Origin of the sequence: Streptomyces malaysiensis subsp. samsunensis, assembly GCF_024519315.1 — a bacterium.
GTDB classification, from domain to species: Bacteria; Actinomycetota; Actinomycetes; order Streptomycetales; family Streptomycetaceae; genus Streptomyces; species Streptomyces malaysiensis.
Map to the genome: position 1 here is coordinate 26,521 of NZ_JANIIC010000005.1, position 14,679 is coordinate 41,199.

Sequence of the window (14,679 nt, forward strand, 5' to 3'; positions counted from 1 at the left end):
CCTCAGCGGTAGTCGGGCTGCGTCTGCGTGTTGAGCTCGCCCAGCCGGACCGAGGCGGCGCTGTCGGTGCGCCGGTCGTCGATCTTCAGGACGTCGAAGCCCTTGTCGATGTCGTTGGAGTAGATGTAGCCGTTGTAGTAGTACGCGGACCAGGAGCCGCCGGTGATGAGCGTGTCGCCGGAGAGCGGCCCGCGCTCGAAGTAGCCGATCTCCTTGGGCTTGTCGGAGTTGGTGAAGTCCCAGACGGAGACGCCGCCCTGGTACCACGCCTGGACCATGATGTCGCGGCCCTTGGCCGGGATCAGCGAGCCGTTGTGGGCGACGCAGTTCTCGGTGTCGGCCTGGTGGCGCGGGATCTTGAAGTAGCTGCGGAAGACCAGCTTGCGCTTGTCGCCCTTGCCGACGATGTCGTAGATGCCGTCGGCACCGCGGTTCTGTCCCACCTCGGCGTTGCAGGTCGCGGCGACGCCGCCGCCCAGCTCATCGGTGAACACGACCTTGGTGCCGCGCTCGTTGAAGGTGGCCGAGTGCCAGAAGGCGAAGTTGACGTTGTCCTCGACCCGGTCGATGACCCTCGGCTTCGCGGGGTCGGCGATGTCGAGCAGGATGCCGTCGCCCATGCACGCGCCCGCCGCCAGCTTCAGCTTGGGGAATGTGGTGAGGTCATGGCAGCCGGTGGTCTGGGAGACGCCGGGGTTGGTGGGCTGGCCGGGGTTTCCGCCGTCCGGGAAGAGGACGGGGAAGTCGATGACGGCGGCCTTCTCGGGCGCCTTGCGGGGCACCTTGATGACGGAGATGCCGTCGTGCGGGGGCTGGCAGTCCGGGAAGGTGACGCTGGGCGAGTACGAGGAGACGTAGATGTACACGTCCTTGCGCTCGGGCACCAGGGTGTGGGTGTGCGAACCGCAGGAGGTCTCGACGGCGGCGACGTACCGCGGGTTCCGCTTGTCGCTGATGTCGAAGACCTTCATGCCCTCCCAGGAGGACTTCTCGGTCGCGGGCTGGGTGGTGCTGTTGCAGGAGTTGTCGCTGCGCGAGGAGTCGGTGGAGAGGAAGAGCAGATCCCCTGAGACCGACACATCGTTCTGCGACCCCGGGCAGAGCACCTGGCTCACGATCCTCGGGCTCTTCGGCCGGCTGATGTCGTAGATGACGAAGCCGTCGTAGTTGCCCGCGAAGGCGTACTTGCCCTGGAAGGCCAGGTCGGAGTTGACGCCCTTGAGGTCCTGCTTGGGGATGTTGGTGAGGTGGCTGACATTGTCGCTGTGGACGATCTGGTCCACGCCGGGAATGTCGCCGTTCTCGATGGCGGCCTTGGCTTCCGCCTGCTGACCGCTGGTCACCCGCTCCTTGTGCGGAGCGTCACCGGGGTCGGGCGTCGCGGCCGCCGGGCCCGCGGCCAGCAAAGTGGCCACCAGACCGAAGGCGGCCGCGGCCGCGCCGAGGTATCTGCGCCGCTGCGGAGGTCTTTCCCACGGCTTCACTGCGTCCTCCCTTTGTCGCCGTCTCCGTTCGGAGTTGAACGGTTCACGGACCGGGGGAAGTATCGCTCTATCCATGTACACCACAACAGGTAGCAACATGTTCGTAAAGAGATTTTCCCAACGCGCCCGGACCGGTGGCGTCGCTGACGTGCTAAGACGGTCCGCGGATCCCAAGCGCCCCAGGAGGCCACGGTGTTGAATCGCCGTACGACGCTCCACACCGCATCCCTCGCGGCCGCCGCGGCGGTGGCCGCTCTGGCACTCGTCCTGACCGGCTGTGACGCGGAGAGCGGCGGCGGGGCCGACTCCGCGACGGGCAAGGACGGAAAGCCCGCGGTGATCGCGCCGGGCAAGCCCGGCGAGGCGGCGAAGAAGCTGTCGGCCGAGGAGGCGGCGAAGGCGGGGGACGACGACTCCCCCAACGCGGCCGACCGCTCCTACGTCCGCATGATGATCGAGCACCATCGGCAGGCCCTGGTGATGACCGACCTCGCCCCCGACCGGGCCGGGTCGGCGAAGGTCGAGCGGCTCGCGGAGCGCATCGCGTCCGGGCAGAAGCCGGAGATCGAGGCGATGCGCGCCTGGCAGAAGACGGACGGCGGCGAGCCGAAGGGCGGCGACGGGGGCGGCCACGAGGGCCATGACGCGAAGATGCCGGGGATGGCCACCGCGGCCCAGCTCGAGCGGCTGCGCGCCGCCAAGGGCGCCGACTTCGACGCGCTCTTCCTCAAGCTGATGATCACCCATCACCGGGGCGCGGTCTCCATGGCCACGGATCTGCTGGCCCAGGGGAACAACATCCGGGTGGAGGAGATGGCGAACGATGTGATCGCGCAGCAGAGCAGCGAGATCCGGCGGATGCGCCAGATGACGTAGCGGGGTGCCCGCGGCCGTAGGGGTCGCGTCGCGGTGCCGGGGGTGCCTCGCGGCGCCGGGGGTGCCTCGCGGCGCCGGGGTGCGGAGCTTGACCTCTCGGGCGTCCGCGGCCGTAGGGGGCCGCGTCAGGGCCGGACCAGGCCGCACGGGGATCACGGCCGGAGGCGTCACCCGGACCGGTCCCCGGCGCGTAGTGCCGGACAGGGCGCCCCGCAGGGTGGGATGCTGGAGACATCCTGCGGAAGGAGCTCCTTCGTGCTTCGCGTCGCGGTCGTCGGATCCGGGCCGAGCGGGGTGTACGCGGCCCAAGCGCTCGTCCAGCAGCAGGCTGTCCCCGAGGTGTCGGTGCATGTGCTGGACCGGCTGCCCTGTCCGTACGGACTGGTGCGCTACGGGGTGGCGCCCGACCACGAGAAGATCAAGTCGCTCCAGAACACGCTGCGCGCGGTCCTGGAGCACCCCCGGGTCAGCTTTCTCGGCAATGTGCATGTGGGCCCGCCCCCGCTGGTGCCCGAGCGGCTGCTGGGGCTCTACCACGCGGTGGTCTACTGCGTGGGCGCGGCGACCGACCGGCGGCTCGGCGTTCCGGGCGAGGAGCTGCCGGGCAGCTTCTCCGCGACCGACTTCGTCTCCTGGTACAGCGCCCATCCCGACGCGACCGGCGACGCCTTCGCGCTCGGGGCGGGCTCCGCCGTCGTCATCGGGGTGGGCAATGTGGCGGTGGACGTGGCGCGCATCCTGGCCCGCGGGGCGGAGGAGCTGAGGCCCACCGATGTGCCGCACGCGGCCCTCGGGGCGCTGTCCGAGAGCCGGGTCTCGGACATCCATATGGTGGGCAGGCGCGGGCCGTCGCAGGCGAAGTTCACCACCAAGGAGCTGCGTGAGCTGGGCTCGCTGACCGGCGCCGATGTGCTGGTGCGCCCCGAGGAGCTGGCGCTGGACCCGGCGTACGGGGACCCGTCGGGGCTGCCCCGGCTCAACCGGCGCAATGTGGAGGTGCTGCGCGACTGGGCGCGGCGCGAGCCCTCGGGCCGGGCGCGCCGGATCCATCTGCGGTTCTTCCTGCGGCCGGTGGCGCTGCTCGGCGAGGGCGCGGTGCGCGCGGTGCGGTTCGAGCGGACCGCGCCGGACGGGCGCGGCGGGGTCGCGGGCACCGGGGTCTTCGAGGACATCGAGGCGCCGCTGGTGCTGCGGTCGGTGGGCTACCGGGGTGTGCCGCTGCCGGGGCTGCCGTTCGACGAGGAGCGCGGCACGGTCCCCAACGCGGCGGGGCGGGTGCTGCGCGGCGGCGAGCCCTCGCCCGGGGAGTACGTGGCGGGGTGGATCAAGCGCGGGCCGACCGGGGTGATCGGCACCAACCGGCCGTGCGCGAAGGAGACCGTGGCCTCGCTGCTGGCCGACGCGGACGCGCTCACCGCCCGCCCGGTGGCGGCGGATCCGCTGCGGGCGCTGCGCGAGGCGGGACTGGAGCCGGTGGAGTGGACCGGCTGGCTGCGGATCGAGGCGGCCGAGGAGGCGCTCGGGGAGGCGCTGGGGCGTACGAAGGTGAAGATCCCGGACTGGACGGGGCTGCTGGGCGCGGCGCGCGGACAGGAGTGAACCGGGCCGGGTGAACCGCCGCCGGGCGCCCGGCGGCGGCCCCCGGCTCCCTGCGGTCGGACCGGTGGTTCGCGGGTCTCCGCGCGGTCCAAGGGGGTTGACACACGGCGGCAACACCCCTGAAATCAACAGATTGTTTAAGCCTTCTACGGTCGCGTCACCCTGATCCGTCGCCCATCCCTGCGCCGCGCGAGGAGCCGCCATGACGTCCGTACGCCATCCCGTGGAAGAGGTGCCGCCGCCCGGCCGGCTCACCGCCTTCGGGCTTCAGCATGTGCTGGCCATGTACGCGGGCGCGGTGGCCGTGCCGCTGATCGTCGGCGGGGCGATGAAGCTGTCCCCCGCCGATCTGGCGTATCTCATCAACGCCGATCTGCTGCTGTGCGGTATCGCCACGATCCTCCAGTGCGTGGGGCTGTGGCGGTTCGGCGTCCGGCTGCCGATCATGCAGGGCTGCACCTTCGCGGCGGTCACCCCGATGGTGCTGATCGGCACCGAGGGCGGCGGGCTGCGCGCGATCTACGGTTCGGTGATCGTGGCCGGGGTGGCGATGATCCTGCTGGCGCCGGTCTTCGGGCGGCTGCTGCGGTTCTTCCCGCCGCTGGTGACCGGCACGGTGATACTGGTCATCGGTCTCTCGCTGCTGCCGGTCGCGGGCAACTGGGCGGCCGGCGGCCAGGGCGCGGCGGACTTCGGCGCGCCGAAGAACCTGGGCCTGGCCGCCGGGGTGCTGGTCCTCGTCCTGGCCGTGCAGCGCTTCGCGCCCGGGTTCCTGAGCCGGGTGGCGGTGCTGGTGGGGATCGTGGCCGGGACGGCGGCAGCGATACCGCTGGGCTTCACCGACTTCTCCGGGGTGGGCGGCGCCGACTGGGTCGGCGTGTCCACCCCGTTCCACTTCGGCACCCCCGTGTTCGAGACTCCGGCCGTGGTGTCGATGCTGGTCGTCGCGCTGGTGACGATGACCGAGACCACCGGCGACTTCATCGCGGTGGGCGAGCTGACCGAGCGCCCGGTCGACGCGCGGCGGCTGGCGAACGGACTGCGCGCGGACGGCGCCGCGACCGTGCTCGGCGGGGTCTTCAACACCTTCCCGTACACCGCCTTCGCGCAGAACGTCGGCCTGGTGGGAATGACCCGGGTGCGCAGCCGCTGGGTGGTGGCGGCCGCGGGCGGCATGCTGGTGCTGCTCGGTCTGGCCCCGAAGCTGGGCGCGGTGGTGGCGGCGATCCCGGCCCCGGTGCTGGGCGGGGCGGGCCTGGTGATGTTCGGTACGGTCGCGGCGAGCGGGCTGCGCACGCTGGCCGGGGTGGACTTCCGGGACAACCACAACCTCACCGTGGTCGCGGTGTCGGCCGCCGTGGGGCTGCTGCCGGTCGGCGTGCCGGGGATCTACAAGGAGTTCCCGGACTGGTTCCAGACGGTGATGGACAGCGGGATCAGCGCCGGGTGTGTCACCGCGATCGCGCTCAACCTGCTCTTCAACCACCTGCCGGCCGGGCGGACTTCAGCCCCGATCGCCGCCGCCGCGCCCCTCCTGGAGGGCCGCGGCGGCGAGGACGCTGTCGAGCAGACCGGGGAACAGCGCGTCTAGGTCATCGCGGCGCAGGGCGTTCATCTTGGCGGTGCCCCGGTAGATCTGGTTGATCACACCGCATTCGCGCAGCACCCGGAAGTGGTGGGTGGTGGTGGACTTGCTGACCGGCAGGTCGAAGACCGAGCAGGACAGCTCGCCCGGCTCCTCGGCGAGCGTCCGCACCACCCGCATCCGCATGGGTTCGGAGAGCGCGTGCAGCACATCCTCGAGGCGGATCTCCTCGCGCCGCGGATGCTCCAGCGAGCGCCCGGTCGTCTGGGGCTGGGGCGCGGTCGGCGTGGTCTGCGTCTGCACGGCTGCTCCTCATCGCCTCGTTCCGGGACCTCCAGTGTAGTTTGACGATCGCCGTACTACTCCGAGCCCGAACGGGATGGCGGCGGTCCCGGCTACCGGACCGCTCGGTGGTACTGGTCCGGGCTGTGCACCCGGCCGCCCAGTTCGGCCGCCGCGTGGCGGGCGAAGTAGGGGTCCCGGAGCAGTTCGCGGCCCAGCAGGACGGCGTCCGCCTCACCATTGGTGACGATCTTCTCGGCCTGCTCCGCCTCGGTGATCAGCCCGACCGCGGCCACCGGCAGCCCGGTCTCCCGGCGCACCCGCGCGGCGAACGGCACCTGGTAGCCCGGCTCCACCGGAATGCGCACACCGGCGGCGTTGCCACCGCTGGAGACGTCGAGGAGGTCCACTCCGTGGTCCTTCAGCAGGGCGGCGAGCCGGACGGTGTCATCCGCGGTCCAGCCGTTCTCCTCCAGCCAGTCGGTGGCCGAGATACGGAAGAACAGCGGCAGTTCCTCCGGCCAGACCGCGCGGACCGCGTCGACGACCTCCAGGGCGAAGCGGGCGCGGTTCTCGAAGGAGCCGCCGTAGCCGTCGGTGCGGTGGTTGCTGTGCGGGGAGAGGAACTCGCCGATGAGATAGCCATGGGCGCCGTGGATCTCGGCCACCTCGAAACCGGCCGCGAGCGCGCGCCGCGCGGCGGCCGCGAACTGGCGGGTGATCTCGCCGATGCCCTCCTCGGACAGCTCGTCCGGCACCGGGTGACCCTCGTCGAACGGGACCGGGCTCGGCCCCAGCGGCTGCCAGCCCCGCTGGTCGGCGGCGAGCGGTTCGCCGCCCCTCCAGGGAGCGTCGGTGGACGCCTTACGGCCGGCATGGGCGAGCTGGATGCCGGGGACGGTGCCCTGCGCCTTGAGGAAGCCGACGATCTTACGGAACGCCTCGACCTGGGTGTCGTTCCAGATGCCGAGGTCTCCGGGGCTGATGCGGCCCTCGGGGGACACGGCCGTCGCCTCGACCAGGATCAGCCCCGTGCCACCGGTGGCACGGGCGCCGTAGTGGACGAAGTGCCAGTCGTGCGGAACGCCGGCGCCCTCGTCCGGGTCCGCGCTGTACTGGCACATGGGCGACATCCAGAGGCGGTTGGGGATGGTCAGCGACCGCAGGGTGAAGGGCTCGAAGAGGGCACTCATGAACGTCTCCGTTTCTCCTCGCGCGGCCCGGCCGGACCGCCGCCTTGTACGGCAACTACCGTAGTACGACGATCGTCAAATTACGAAATCCCTCGTATGAGGCCGTGACCTGCTGTGACGCATGTGACCTCGGGTGACGCGGATGGCTTCCGGCCCGTTGTCAGTGGTGGGGTGCAGACTCTGTGATGACGGACACATCCCCTTCTCCTCCATCGATCCGCCCACCGATCCGCCACCCCCCGATCTCCTTTCGCCGTTCTCGTTCCGCCGCCCATCTCATGCTCCCCATCTCATGCTCCAAGGAGTGAGCCGTCATGAACGATGTCCTGCTCGCCATCGGCACCCGCAAGGGTCTCTTCCTCGGCCGCTCCGGCGGCCGCGGGGGCTGGGACCTCACCGGCCCCCACTTCCCCATGCAGGCGGTGTACTCCGTCGGCATCGACACCCGGGGCGACCGCCCCCGGCTGCTGGCCGGTGCGGACAGCTCGCACTGGGGCCCCTCGGTCTTCCGCTCCGACGACCTCGGGGCCGCCTGGCACGAGCCCGCCGAGCCCGCGGTGAAGTTCCCGGAGGGCACCGGCACCTCGCTGGAGCGGGTGTGGCAGCTTCAGCCGGCCGGGCCCGACGAGCCGGGGGTGGTCTACGCGGGCACCCAGCCCGGGGCGCTGTTCCGCTCCGAGGACGGCGGGGAGACCTTCGCCTTCGTCCGCAGCCTGTGGGACCACCCCCAGCGGCCGGAGTGGGGCGAGGGGTTCGGCGGGCAGGCCGTGCACACCGTCGTCACCGATCCGAGGGACCCGCGGGCGCTCATGGTCGCCGTGTCCTCCGGCGGGGTGTACCGCTCCGCGGACGGCGGGGAGAGCTGGGAGCCGTCCAACAGCGGGCTCAAGGCGGAGTTCCTGCCGGATCAGTACCCGGAGTTCGGGCAGTGCGTCCACAAGATCGCCCGGGATCCGGTCGACCCGGACCGGCTCTACCTCCAGAACCACGGCGGGGTGTACCGCAGCGACGACGGCGGCACGCACTGGACCGAGATCGGCAAGGACCTCCCGGCGGACTTCGGCTTCGCGGTCACCGTCCATCCGCGCCGCGGCGGTGTCGTCTACGTCTTCCCGGCCAGCGACGGTTCGGACCGCTATCCCCCGGAGTACCGCTGCCGGGTGTTCCGCACCGAGGACGCGGGCGCCACCTGGGAGGAGCGGTGCGCCGGGCTGCCGGGCGAGCCCCACTACGGGGTGGTGCTGAGAGACGCGCTGCGCACCGATGACGCCGATCCGGCCGGGGTCTACTTCGGCAATCGCAACGGCGAGGTGTACGCCAGCGCCGACGAGGGCGAGAGCTGGCGGCAGATCGCCCGTCATCTCCCGGATGTGCTGTGTGTCCGGGCCGCCGTGATCGGCTGAGAGTGATCGCGAAGCGGCACGCGGCCACGCGCTGAGCCACTAGAGTGACGCGGTGTGGCAGCACGACCCTTGAATGAAATTGTGGAAGCGGGCTGGGCCAAGGCACTTGAGCCCGTCGAGAAACGCGTCGCGGCGATGGGTGACTTCCTGCGGGCCGAGATCGCGGCAGGCCGCACCTATCTGCCCGCCGGGCCGAATGTGCTGCGCGCCTTCCAGCAGCCCTTCGACGAGGTGAAGGTGCTGATCGTGGGTCAGGACCCGTATCCGACGCCCGGACACGCGGTGGGGCTCAGCTTCTCGGTGGCGCCCGAGGTCCGGCCGCTTCCCGGCAGCCTGGAGAACATCTACCGCGAGCTCCACACCGACCTCGGTCTGCCGCGCCCGTCCAACGGCGATCTGACGCCCTGGACCCGGCAGGGCGTCCTGCTGCTCAACAAGGCGCTCACCACGGCCCCGCGCCGCCCGGCCGCCCACCGCGGCAAGGGCTGGGAGGAGGTCACCGAGCAGGCCATCCGGGCGCTGGCCGAGCGCGCCCGCCCGCTGGTGGCCATCCTGTGGGGCCGCGACGCCCGTAACGTGCGGCCGCTGCTGGGCAGCCTCCCGGCCATCGAATCCGCGCATCCCTCCCCCATGTCCGCGGACCGCGGGTTCTTCGGCTCCCGTCCGTTCAGCCGCGCCAACGACATGCTCGTACAGCAGGGAGCGCAACCCGTGGACTGGCGCCTTCCCTGACCCGATCGTTCCAGGTGGGCGAGGGGTAGGCTGCAGGTAGGCTGCCCGTCATGACAACGCATCCGAACACCCCCGCGGGCTGGTACGCCGACCCCGAGGGCACGCCGAACCAGCTGCGCTGGTGGGACGGCGCCCAGTGGACCTCGCATACCCACGCGGGCCAGCCCGGACAGCCCCCGCCTCAGCAGGCCGCCCCGCCCAATCCCAACCCCGCCAAGGTCCAGCAGCAGGCACATGTGGGACCCACGGCGGGCGGTGGCGGCTCGCTGTTCACCGAACCGGTGCTGGTGGTGAACCAGAAGGCCAAGCTGATCGAGCTCACCAATGAGTACAGCGTCTTCGACCAGCAGGGCCGCACCATCGGTTCGGTGGTCCAGGTCGGCCAGAGCACGATGAAGAAGGTCGCGCGGTTCGTCTCGAGCCTCGACCAGTTCATGACGCACAAGCTGGAGATCCGCGACGCCAACGGGCAGCCGCATCTGGTGCTCACCCGGCCCGCGAAGTTCGTGAAGTCCAAGGTGCTGGTGGCCCGCCCGGACGGACAGCCGGTCGGTGAGATCGTCCAGCAGAACGTCTTCGGCAAAATCAACTTCGGCATCCACGTCGACGGCCAGCAGATCGGCGCCATCAAGGCGGAGAACTGGCGGGCCTGGAACTTCGCCATCGTCGACCACACCGACAGCGAGATCGCCCGGATCACCAAGACCTGGGAGGGCCTGGCGAAGACGATGTTCACGACGGCGGACAGCTACGTCCTCCAGATCCACCGCCAGCTGCCCGACCCGCTGCTGAGCCTTGTGATCGCCACGGCCCTCACCGTGGACACGGCGCTCAAGCAGGACTCGCGCGGATTCGGCTGAGCCGGTGGGCGATACGGCGCCCGGCGATGCGGCGACGCATGTGCTCGGGATCGATTCGGGCGGCTCCGGCGTACGGGTGGGCGTGGCACGTACGGACGTACTCGGTGGCTCCGCGGGGCAGCCACCGAGCTGGTCCGCGCCACTGACGTGGTCCTCGTCCACACCCGCCGCGGTCGGCGACCGGGGCATCGACGCGGCGGGCCTGCTGGCGCGGGTCCTGCCCGCCGCCCGGGAGCTGCTGCACGAGGCCGGGGCACGGCGCCTCGGCGCGGTCTGCGTCGGCGCGGCGGGCATGGCCACCCTCGGCGACGATCTGCGCGCCAGGCTCCCGGACGCGCTCGCCGACGCCCTGGGCGTACGGCGGCTCGCCCTGGCGGCCGACGCGGTGACCGCCTACGCCGGGGCGCTGGGCCAGCGCCCCGGTACGGTCGTCGCGGCCGGGACGGGCCTGATCGCCCTGGGCGCGGTGCCCGAGGGCTCGGGCGGCGGGCCGGGCGGTACGGAGGGCTCGGGCGGCGCGGGCGACACGTCCGGCGCGGGCAGCGCGTCCGGGACGGGCGACGCGTCCGGGACGGGCGGCACGAGCGGCGCATCCGGCACGAGCGTCCCGGGCAGCACGTCCGGTGTGCCCGGCGCGGGCGGCCCGGGTGGTGCGCACGGTCCGCACGGCGCGGACGCCCCGGCCGCGCACCCGGACGCCCGCCGGGCCACCGGCGGCTGGCGGCGCGCCGACGGCTGGGGCCATCTGCTGGGTGACTGCGGCGGCGGTGCGTGGATCGGCCGGGCGGGCCTGGAGGCGGCCATGCGCGCGTACGACGGGCGCGACGGCGGTTCAAAGCCTCTGCTGGCCCGTCTGGAGGCCGTGTTCGGCCCCGCTGCCGGACTGCCGGGGAAGCTGTATCCGCGCCCCGACCGGCCCGCCGTCCTGGCCTCCTTCGCCCCCGAGGTGGGCCGGTGCGCGAGCGAGGATCCGGTCGCGGAGGCGATCCTGCGGGCGGCCGCCCGCCATGTCGCCGAGGCCGCCGAAGCGGTCTGCCCCCGGCTGGAGTCGAGCGAGGTGGCGCTCGCCGGTGGGCTGTTCCGGATGGGCGCGCCGCTGCTGACGCCCGTACATGAGGAACTGGCGGCGCGGCTGCCCGGGGTCCGGGTCACGGAGGCGGCCGGGGATCCGCTGGACGGGGCGCTGTGCGTCGCGGCGGCGCTGGCCGCTGACGGGCTGCGGCTGCCACGGGACCCGGCGCTGCTCACCGTCGTCTGAGCGTCGCCCCGTACGACGCCCCGTACGCAACCGTGCGACGCCCCTTACGCCGCCCCGTACGGGGCGCGGCGCGCGGCCACAACGCGGCCACGACGCGAGCAGGACACACCGGGCGCCCGAAATGGGCCGCACGGCACGGGTGTCCCGTACGGGCGCTCACCATGAGGCACCCCGTATGGGACACCATGACCGGCAATTCCGGACACATGGTCGATTCTTCGAACACATATGGCCGCTGAACGCACATCAACACACAACACCAGCCGACAAAGTGGGACAGATGCCCCCAGTCACCCCCTCCCGAACAGCCGAGCCCATAGAGCGACTAACATGCGGCGCCATGAGCTCCCCCACAGGGCCCGCGTCCGGCCTGCCTGTACGAATGCCGCGTCCCCGCCAGCCCGGACGGCACCGCCGACCGGAGCCCGCCGCCGCACCGCTCGGCGCGCCTCCGCTGGTGCTGGCCGTCCCGGGTGCCCCGAGCGACGGCGCTCGGCGCCTGGCCGAGGAGCTTGCGAGCCTCGCCCGCTCCGAGATGCCAGGGCTCGACGCCCAGATCGGTTTCCTGGACGGGGACGGCGAGGAGTACCCGCCACTCGAGGCCGTGCTCACGCGCGCCGCCCAGGAGAACCCCGAACGTCTGCGGCAGGCGGCCGAGGCCGCCAAGGCCCTCGCCGACGAGGCCGCGGAGGCGATCGCGGCGGCCGAGGCCGCGGGCGAGGTCGTGAACGAGGTCCCGCCCGTCCCCACGGCCCCCACGGACGGCCCCGCGGCCGTCGTGGTCCCGCTGCTCGCCGGCCCGGACAACGCACAGCTGCGCCGGATACGCCAGGCCATCATGAGCAGCGGCTCGGCGGCCGAACTCACCGATGTCCTCGGCCCGCATCCGCTGCTCGCGGAGGCCCTGCACGTACGTCTGTCGGAGGCGGGCCTGGCCCGTGCCGACCGCGCCCGTCTCTTCACGGTCGCGACCGCCGCGGACGGCATCATCCTCGCCACGGTCGGCGGCGACGAGGCGGCCCAGGCCGGTGGCATCACCGGCATGCTGCTCTCCGCGCGCCTCGCGGTGCCGGTGATGGCCGCCGCGCTGGACGTGGACGGGGCCGTGGTCCGCGTCGCCGAGCAGCTGCGCTCGGCCGGCTCCGCCCGGCTCGCCCTCGCGCCGTACCTCATCGGCCCGGAGGTCTCCGCCGAGCTGATCTCGGCGGCCGCCGAGGAGGCGGGCTGTTCGGCGGCCGAGGCGCTGGGCGAGTACCCGGCCGTGGGCAAGCTGGTGCTGGCGAAGTACGCGGCGGCGATGGGCATCACGCTGCAACAGGCGTCACCGGCGATGCGCTGACACGACGGACGACGGCGAAGCGGCGAAGGACGGACGAGACAGCGGGGGCGGCGACCGCCGAGGTCACCGCCCCCACTCGTATCCGCCGGCCCCTTCGTGGCGGTCGACCCCACTCGTACCCGCCGTCGGCGGACGTCAGCCGAAGACCACGCAGGACGCCGCCGGGGCCGGGACCGAACCGCCGCGGTGCGGCACCCCGGTCGAGGGGTCGATGCCGAACCAGGTGATATCTCCCGAGCGCTCATTGGACGCGTAGAGCCTGCGGCCCGATGGATCCAGCGTCAGATCGCGGGGCCAGTGGCCGCCGCAGGGCGTGGTGGTCACCAGCTCCATACGGTCGCCGGACGCGTCGAGGGCGAGCGTGGTGATGCTGTCGTGACCGCGGTTGGCGGCCCATACGAAGCGCCCGTCCCCGGAGACCACGACCTCGGCGGGGTAGGTCTCGGCGTCCGTGCGGTCGGGCAGCACACGGGTCTCGCCCAGCGGTTCGAGCACGCCGGACGCCGCGTCCCAGCGGCATGCCGTGATCGTCGGATCGAGCTCGTTGACGACATACGCGTGGTCGCCGCGCGGATGGAACGCCAGATGGCGCGGGCCGCTCCCCGGGCGCAGCCGGACCTCGCGGTGCGGACGCGGTCCGGGCAGCGCGTGCACCTGGACCGCGTCGATCCCCAGGTCGACGGCGAGCAGCCAGCCGCCCGACGGATCGGGTGTCACGGCGTGGGCATGCGGCCCCCGCTGCCGCTCCGGATGCGGCCCGCTGCCCTCGTGCCGCAACACGGACGCGGGCTCCCCGAGCCGGCCGTCCGCCAGCACCGGCAGCGCGGTGACGCTGCCGGAGCCGTAGTTGGCGGTCAGCAGCTGCCCGCCGGCGAGCGCGAGATGGGTGGGCGCCGCGCCCCGCACCCGCACGGGCTCCCCGAGCAGCGAGGGCGGATCCTGGGTGACATCCAGGGCGGCGACCGCGCCGTCGTCGGTCTCGCTCACCGCGTACAGAATGCGCCCGCCGGGGGCGAGCGTCAGATAGGACGGGTTGACGACCACGTCCGTGGAGTTCCGGATCCCCAGCGCGCCGGTCTCGTCGTCGACATCGGCGACGGTGATCCCGGCACCCCCCGCCGAGGTGAAGGACCCGATATACGCCCGCCGTCCGCTTCCTGTCGCGCCCACCGCACTCCCCTTCCGCCGACTCCGGTTCCGGTATCCGCTCGGGCCCGACGGTAACAGAGCGGTCTAGACCAACACGCCGTCCGGCGAAGGCCGTGGCGGCTTCTTGGCATGCTGTCCCCATGAACACCATGCCCGCCGTGATCTTCGACCTGGACGGCACGCTCGTGGACAGCGAGCCCCTCTACTACGAGGCGGGGAGGCGAACCCTCCAGCAGTACGGGATCACCGGCTTCAGCTGGGAGGAGCACTCCCAGTTCATCGGGATCGGCACCCGCGAGACCCTGGAGACCCTGCGCGGCAGGTACCGCATCGAGGCGCCCGTGGAGGAGCTGCTCGCCGTCAAGAACCGGCACTATCTGGAGCTCGCCGCCACGACCGAGGTCTTTCCCGCGATGCGCGACTTCGTGGAGCTGCTGAGGGCCGCCGGGCATCCGCTGGCCGTCGCCTCCGGCTCGTCCCGCTCCGCGATCGAGACCGCGCTCAAGGCCACCGGGCTGGACGCGCTGCTGCCCCTGTATGTGTCCGCGGAGGACGTGGGCCGCGGCAAGCCGGAGCCGGATGTGTTCCTGGCCGCCGCGCGGCTGCTGTCCGTCGATCCGGGCCGGTGTGTGGTGGTCGAGGACGCCGGTCCCGGGGTGGAGGCGGCGCGGCGGGCCGGGATGCGCTGTATCGCCGTTCCGTACGTGGCGGGTCCGTCTCCGGACGGCGAGCCGTTCGCCTCCGCCGGGCTGCTCTTCCGGGGCGGACAGCCGGAGTTCGACGCCCGGCGGGCCTATGAGTGGACCACGGCCGGTAGTTGACGCCCCCGGTCCCCGGAGCGCGACAGCCCGCGGCCGACACCCCGCAACACGGTCCCCGGCCCTCCGGTGAGACGATGCGCATGCACATGCCCGGACAT

Annotated in this window: 13 protein-coding genes; 9 read left to right on the forward strand and 4 right to left on the reverse strand. The window is 72.3% G+C overall.

What is annotated here, in order from left to right; all coding sequences use genetic code 11:
- Window positions 1–2 precede the first annotated feature (2 nt).
- A complete protein-coding gene (locus NQU54_RS05915) occupies window positions 3–1,484 on the reverse strand; it encodes an LVIVD repeat-containing protein (RefSeq protein ID WP_257630110.1) in 1,482 nt (493 codons plus the stop codon).
- Window positions 1,485–1,676: 192 nt separating this feature from the next.
- Here NQU54_RS05915 and NQU54_RS05920 point away from each other — a divergent pair, with 192 nt between their 5' ends.
- The 3 genes from NQU54_RS05920 (at window position 1,677) to NQU54_RS05930 (ending at window position 5,550) form a co-directional block, all read left to right on the forward strand.
- On the forward strand, window positions 1,677–2,360 hold the full coding sequence (locus NQU54_RS05920) for a DUF305 domain-containing protein (RefSeq protein ID WP_079256644.1): 684 nt from the start codon (window positions 1,677–1,679) through the stop codon (window positions 2,358–2,360).
- Window positions 2,361–2,615: 255 nt separating this feature from the next.
- The gene (locus NQU54_RS05925) at window positions 2,616–3,959 is read left to right on the forward strand and encodes an FAD-dependent oxidoreductase (RefSeq protein ID WP_257630111.1); all 1,344 of its coding nucleotides are present in this window, start codon (window positions 2,616–2,618) and stop codon (window positions 3,957–3,959) included.
- Between the two features lie 202 nt (window positions 3,960–4,161).
- On the forward strand, window positions 4,162–5,550 hold the full coding sequence (locus NQU54_RS05930; protein WP_257630112.1) for a nucleobase:cation symporter-2 family protein: 1,389 nt from the start codon (window positions 4,162–4,164) through the stop codon (window positions 5,548–5,550).
- On the opposite strand, the gene NQU54_RS05935 is transcribed toward NQU54_RS05930, so the two are convergent.
- Together NQU54_RS05935 and NQU54_RS05940 are read right to left on the reverse strand one after the other, a co-directional pair.
- The gene (locus NQU54_RS05935) at window positions 5,464–5,847 is read right to left on the reverse strand and encodes an ArsR/SmtB family transcription factor (RefSeq protein ID WP_257630113.1); all 384 of its coding nucleotides are present in this window, start codon (window positions 5,845–5,847) and stop codon (window positions 5,464–5,466) included. The two genes, NQU54_RS05930 and NQU54_RS05935, sit on opposite strands and share 87 nt — an antisense overlap.
- 92 nt (window positions 5,848–5,939) lie before the next feature.
- Window positions 5,940–7,019, reverse strand: coding sequence for an NADH:flavin oxidoreductase/NADH oxidase (locus NQU54_RS05940; RefSeq protein WP_257630114.1), 1,080 nt, complete (start codon window positions 7,017–7,019; stop codon window positions 5,940–5,942).
- A gap of 314 nt (window positions 7,020–7,333) precedes the next feature.
- On the opposite strand from NQU54_RS05940, the gene NQU54_RS05945 reads away from it, so the two are divergent.
- From NQU54_RS05945 to NQU54_RS05965, 5 genes are all read left to right on the forward strand, one after another.
- On the forward strand, window positions 7,334–8,422 hold the full coding sequence (locus NQU54_RS05945) for a WD40/YVTN/BNR-like repeat-containing protein (protein WP_257630115.1): 1,089 nt from the start codon (window positions 7,334–7,336) through the stop codon (window positions 8,420–8,422).
- 54 nt (window positions 8,423–8,476) lie between these two features.
- Window positions 8,477–9,154 carry a uracil-DNA glycosylase gene (locus NQU54_RS05950; protein ID WP_069862070.1) on the forward strand — a complete coding sequence of 226 codons (678 nt, stop codon included), beginning with the start codon at window positions 8,477–8,479 and terminating at the stop codon, window positions 9,152–9,154.
- Between the two features lie 50 nt (window positions 9,155–9,204).
- Window positions 9,205–10,014 (forward strand): LURP-one-related family protein, encoded by an 810-nt coding sequence (locus NQU54_RS05955; protein ID WP_257630116.1) that lies wholly within the window; start codon window positions 9,205–9,207, stop codon window positions 10,012–10,014.
- 4 nt (window positions 10,015–10,018) lie between these two features.
- The gene (locus NQU54_RS05960; RefSeq protein ID WP_257630117.1) at window positions 10,019–11,272 is read left to right on the forward strand and encodes a BadF/BadG/BcrA/BcrD ATPase family protein; all 1,254 of its coding nucleotides are present in this window, start codon (window positions 10,019–10,021) and stop codon (window positions 11,270–11,272) included.
- Between the two features lie 340 nt (window positions 11,273–11,612).
- Window positions 11,613–12,611, forward strand: coding sequence for a sirohydrochlorin chelatase (locus NQU54_RS05965; RefSeq protein WP_147966008.1), 999 nt, complete (start codon window positions 11,613–11,615; stop codon window positions 12,609–12,611).
- 135 nt (window positions 12,612–12,746) lie between these two features.
- Here NQU54_RS05965 and NQU54_RS05970 read toward each other — a convergent pair whose 3' ends face one another.
- Complete coding sequence (locus NQU54_RS05970) at window positions 12,747–13,781, reverse strand: lactonase family protein (RefSeq protein ID WP_257630118.1); 1,035 nt, start codon at window positions 13,779–13,781, stop codon at window positions 12,747–12,749.
- Window positions 13,782–13,900: 119 nt separating this feature from the next.
- On the opposite strand from NQU54_RS05970, the gene NQU54_RS05975 reads away from it, so the two are divergent.
- A complete protein-coding gene (locus tag NQU54_RS05975; RefSeq protein ID WP_257630119.1) occupies window positions 13,901–14,581 on the forward strand; it encodes an HAD family hydrolase in 681 nt (226 codons plus the stop codon).
- The last annotated feature ends 98 nt before the right edge of the window (window positions 14,582–14,679 follow it).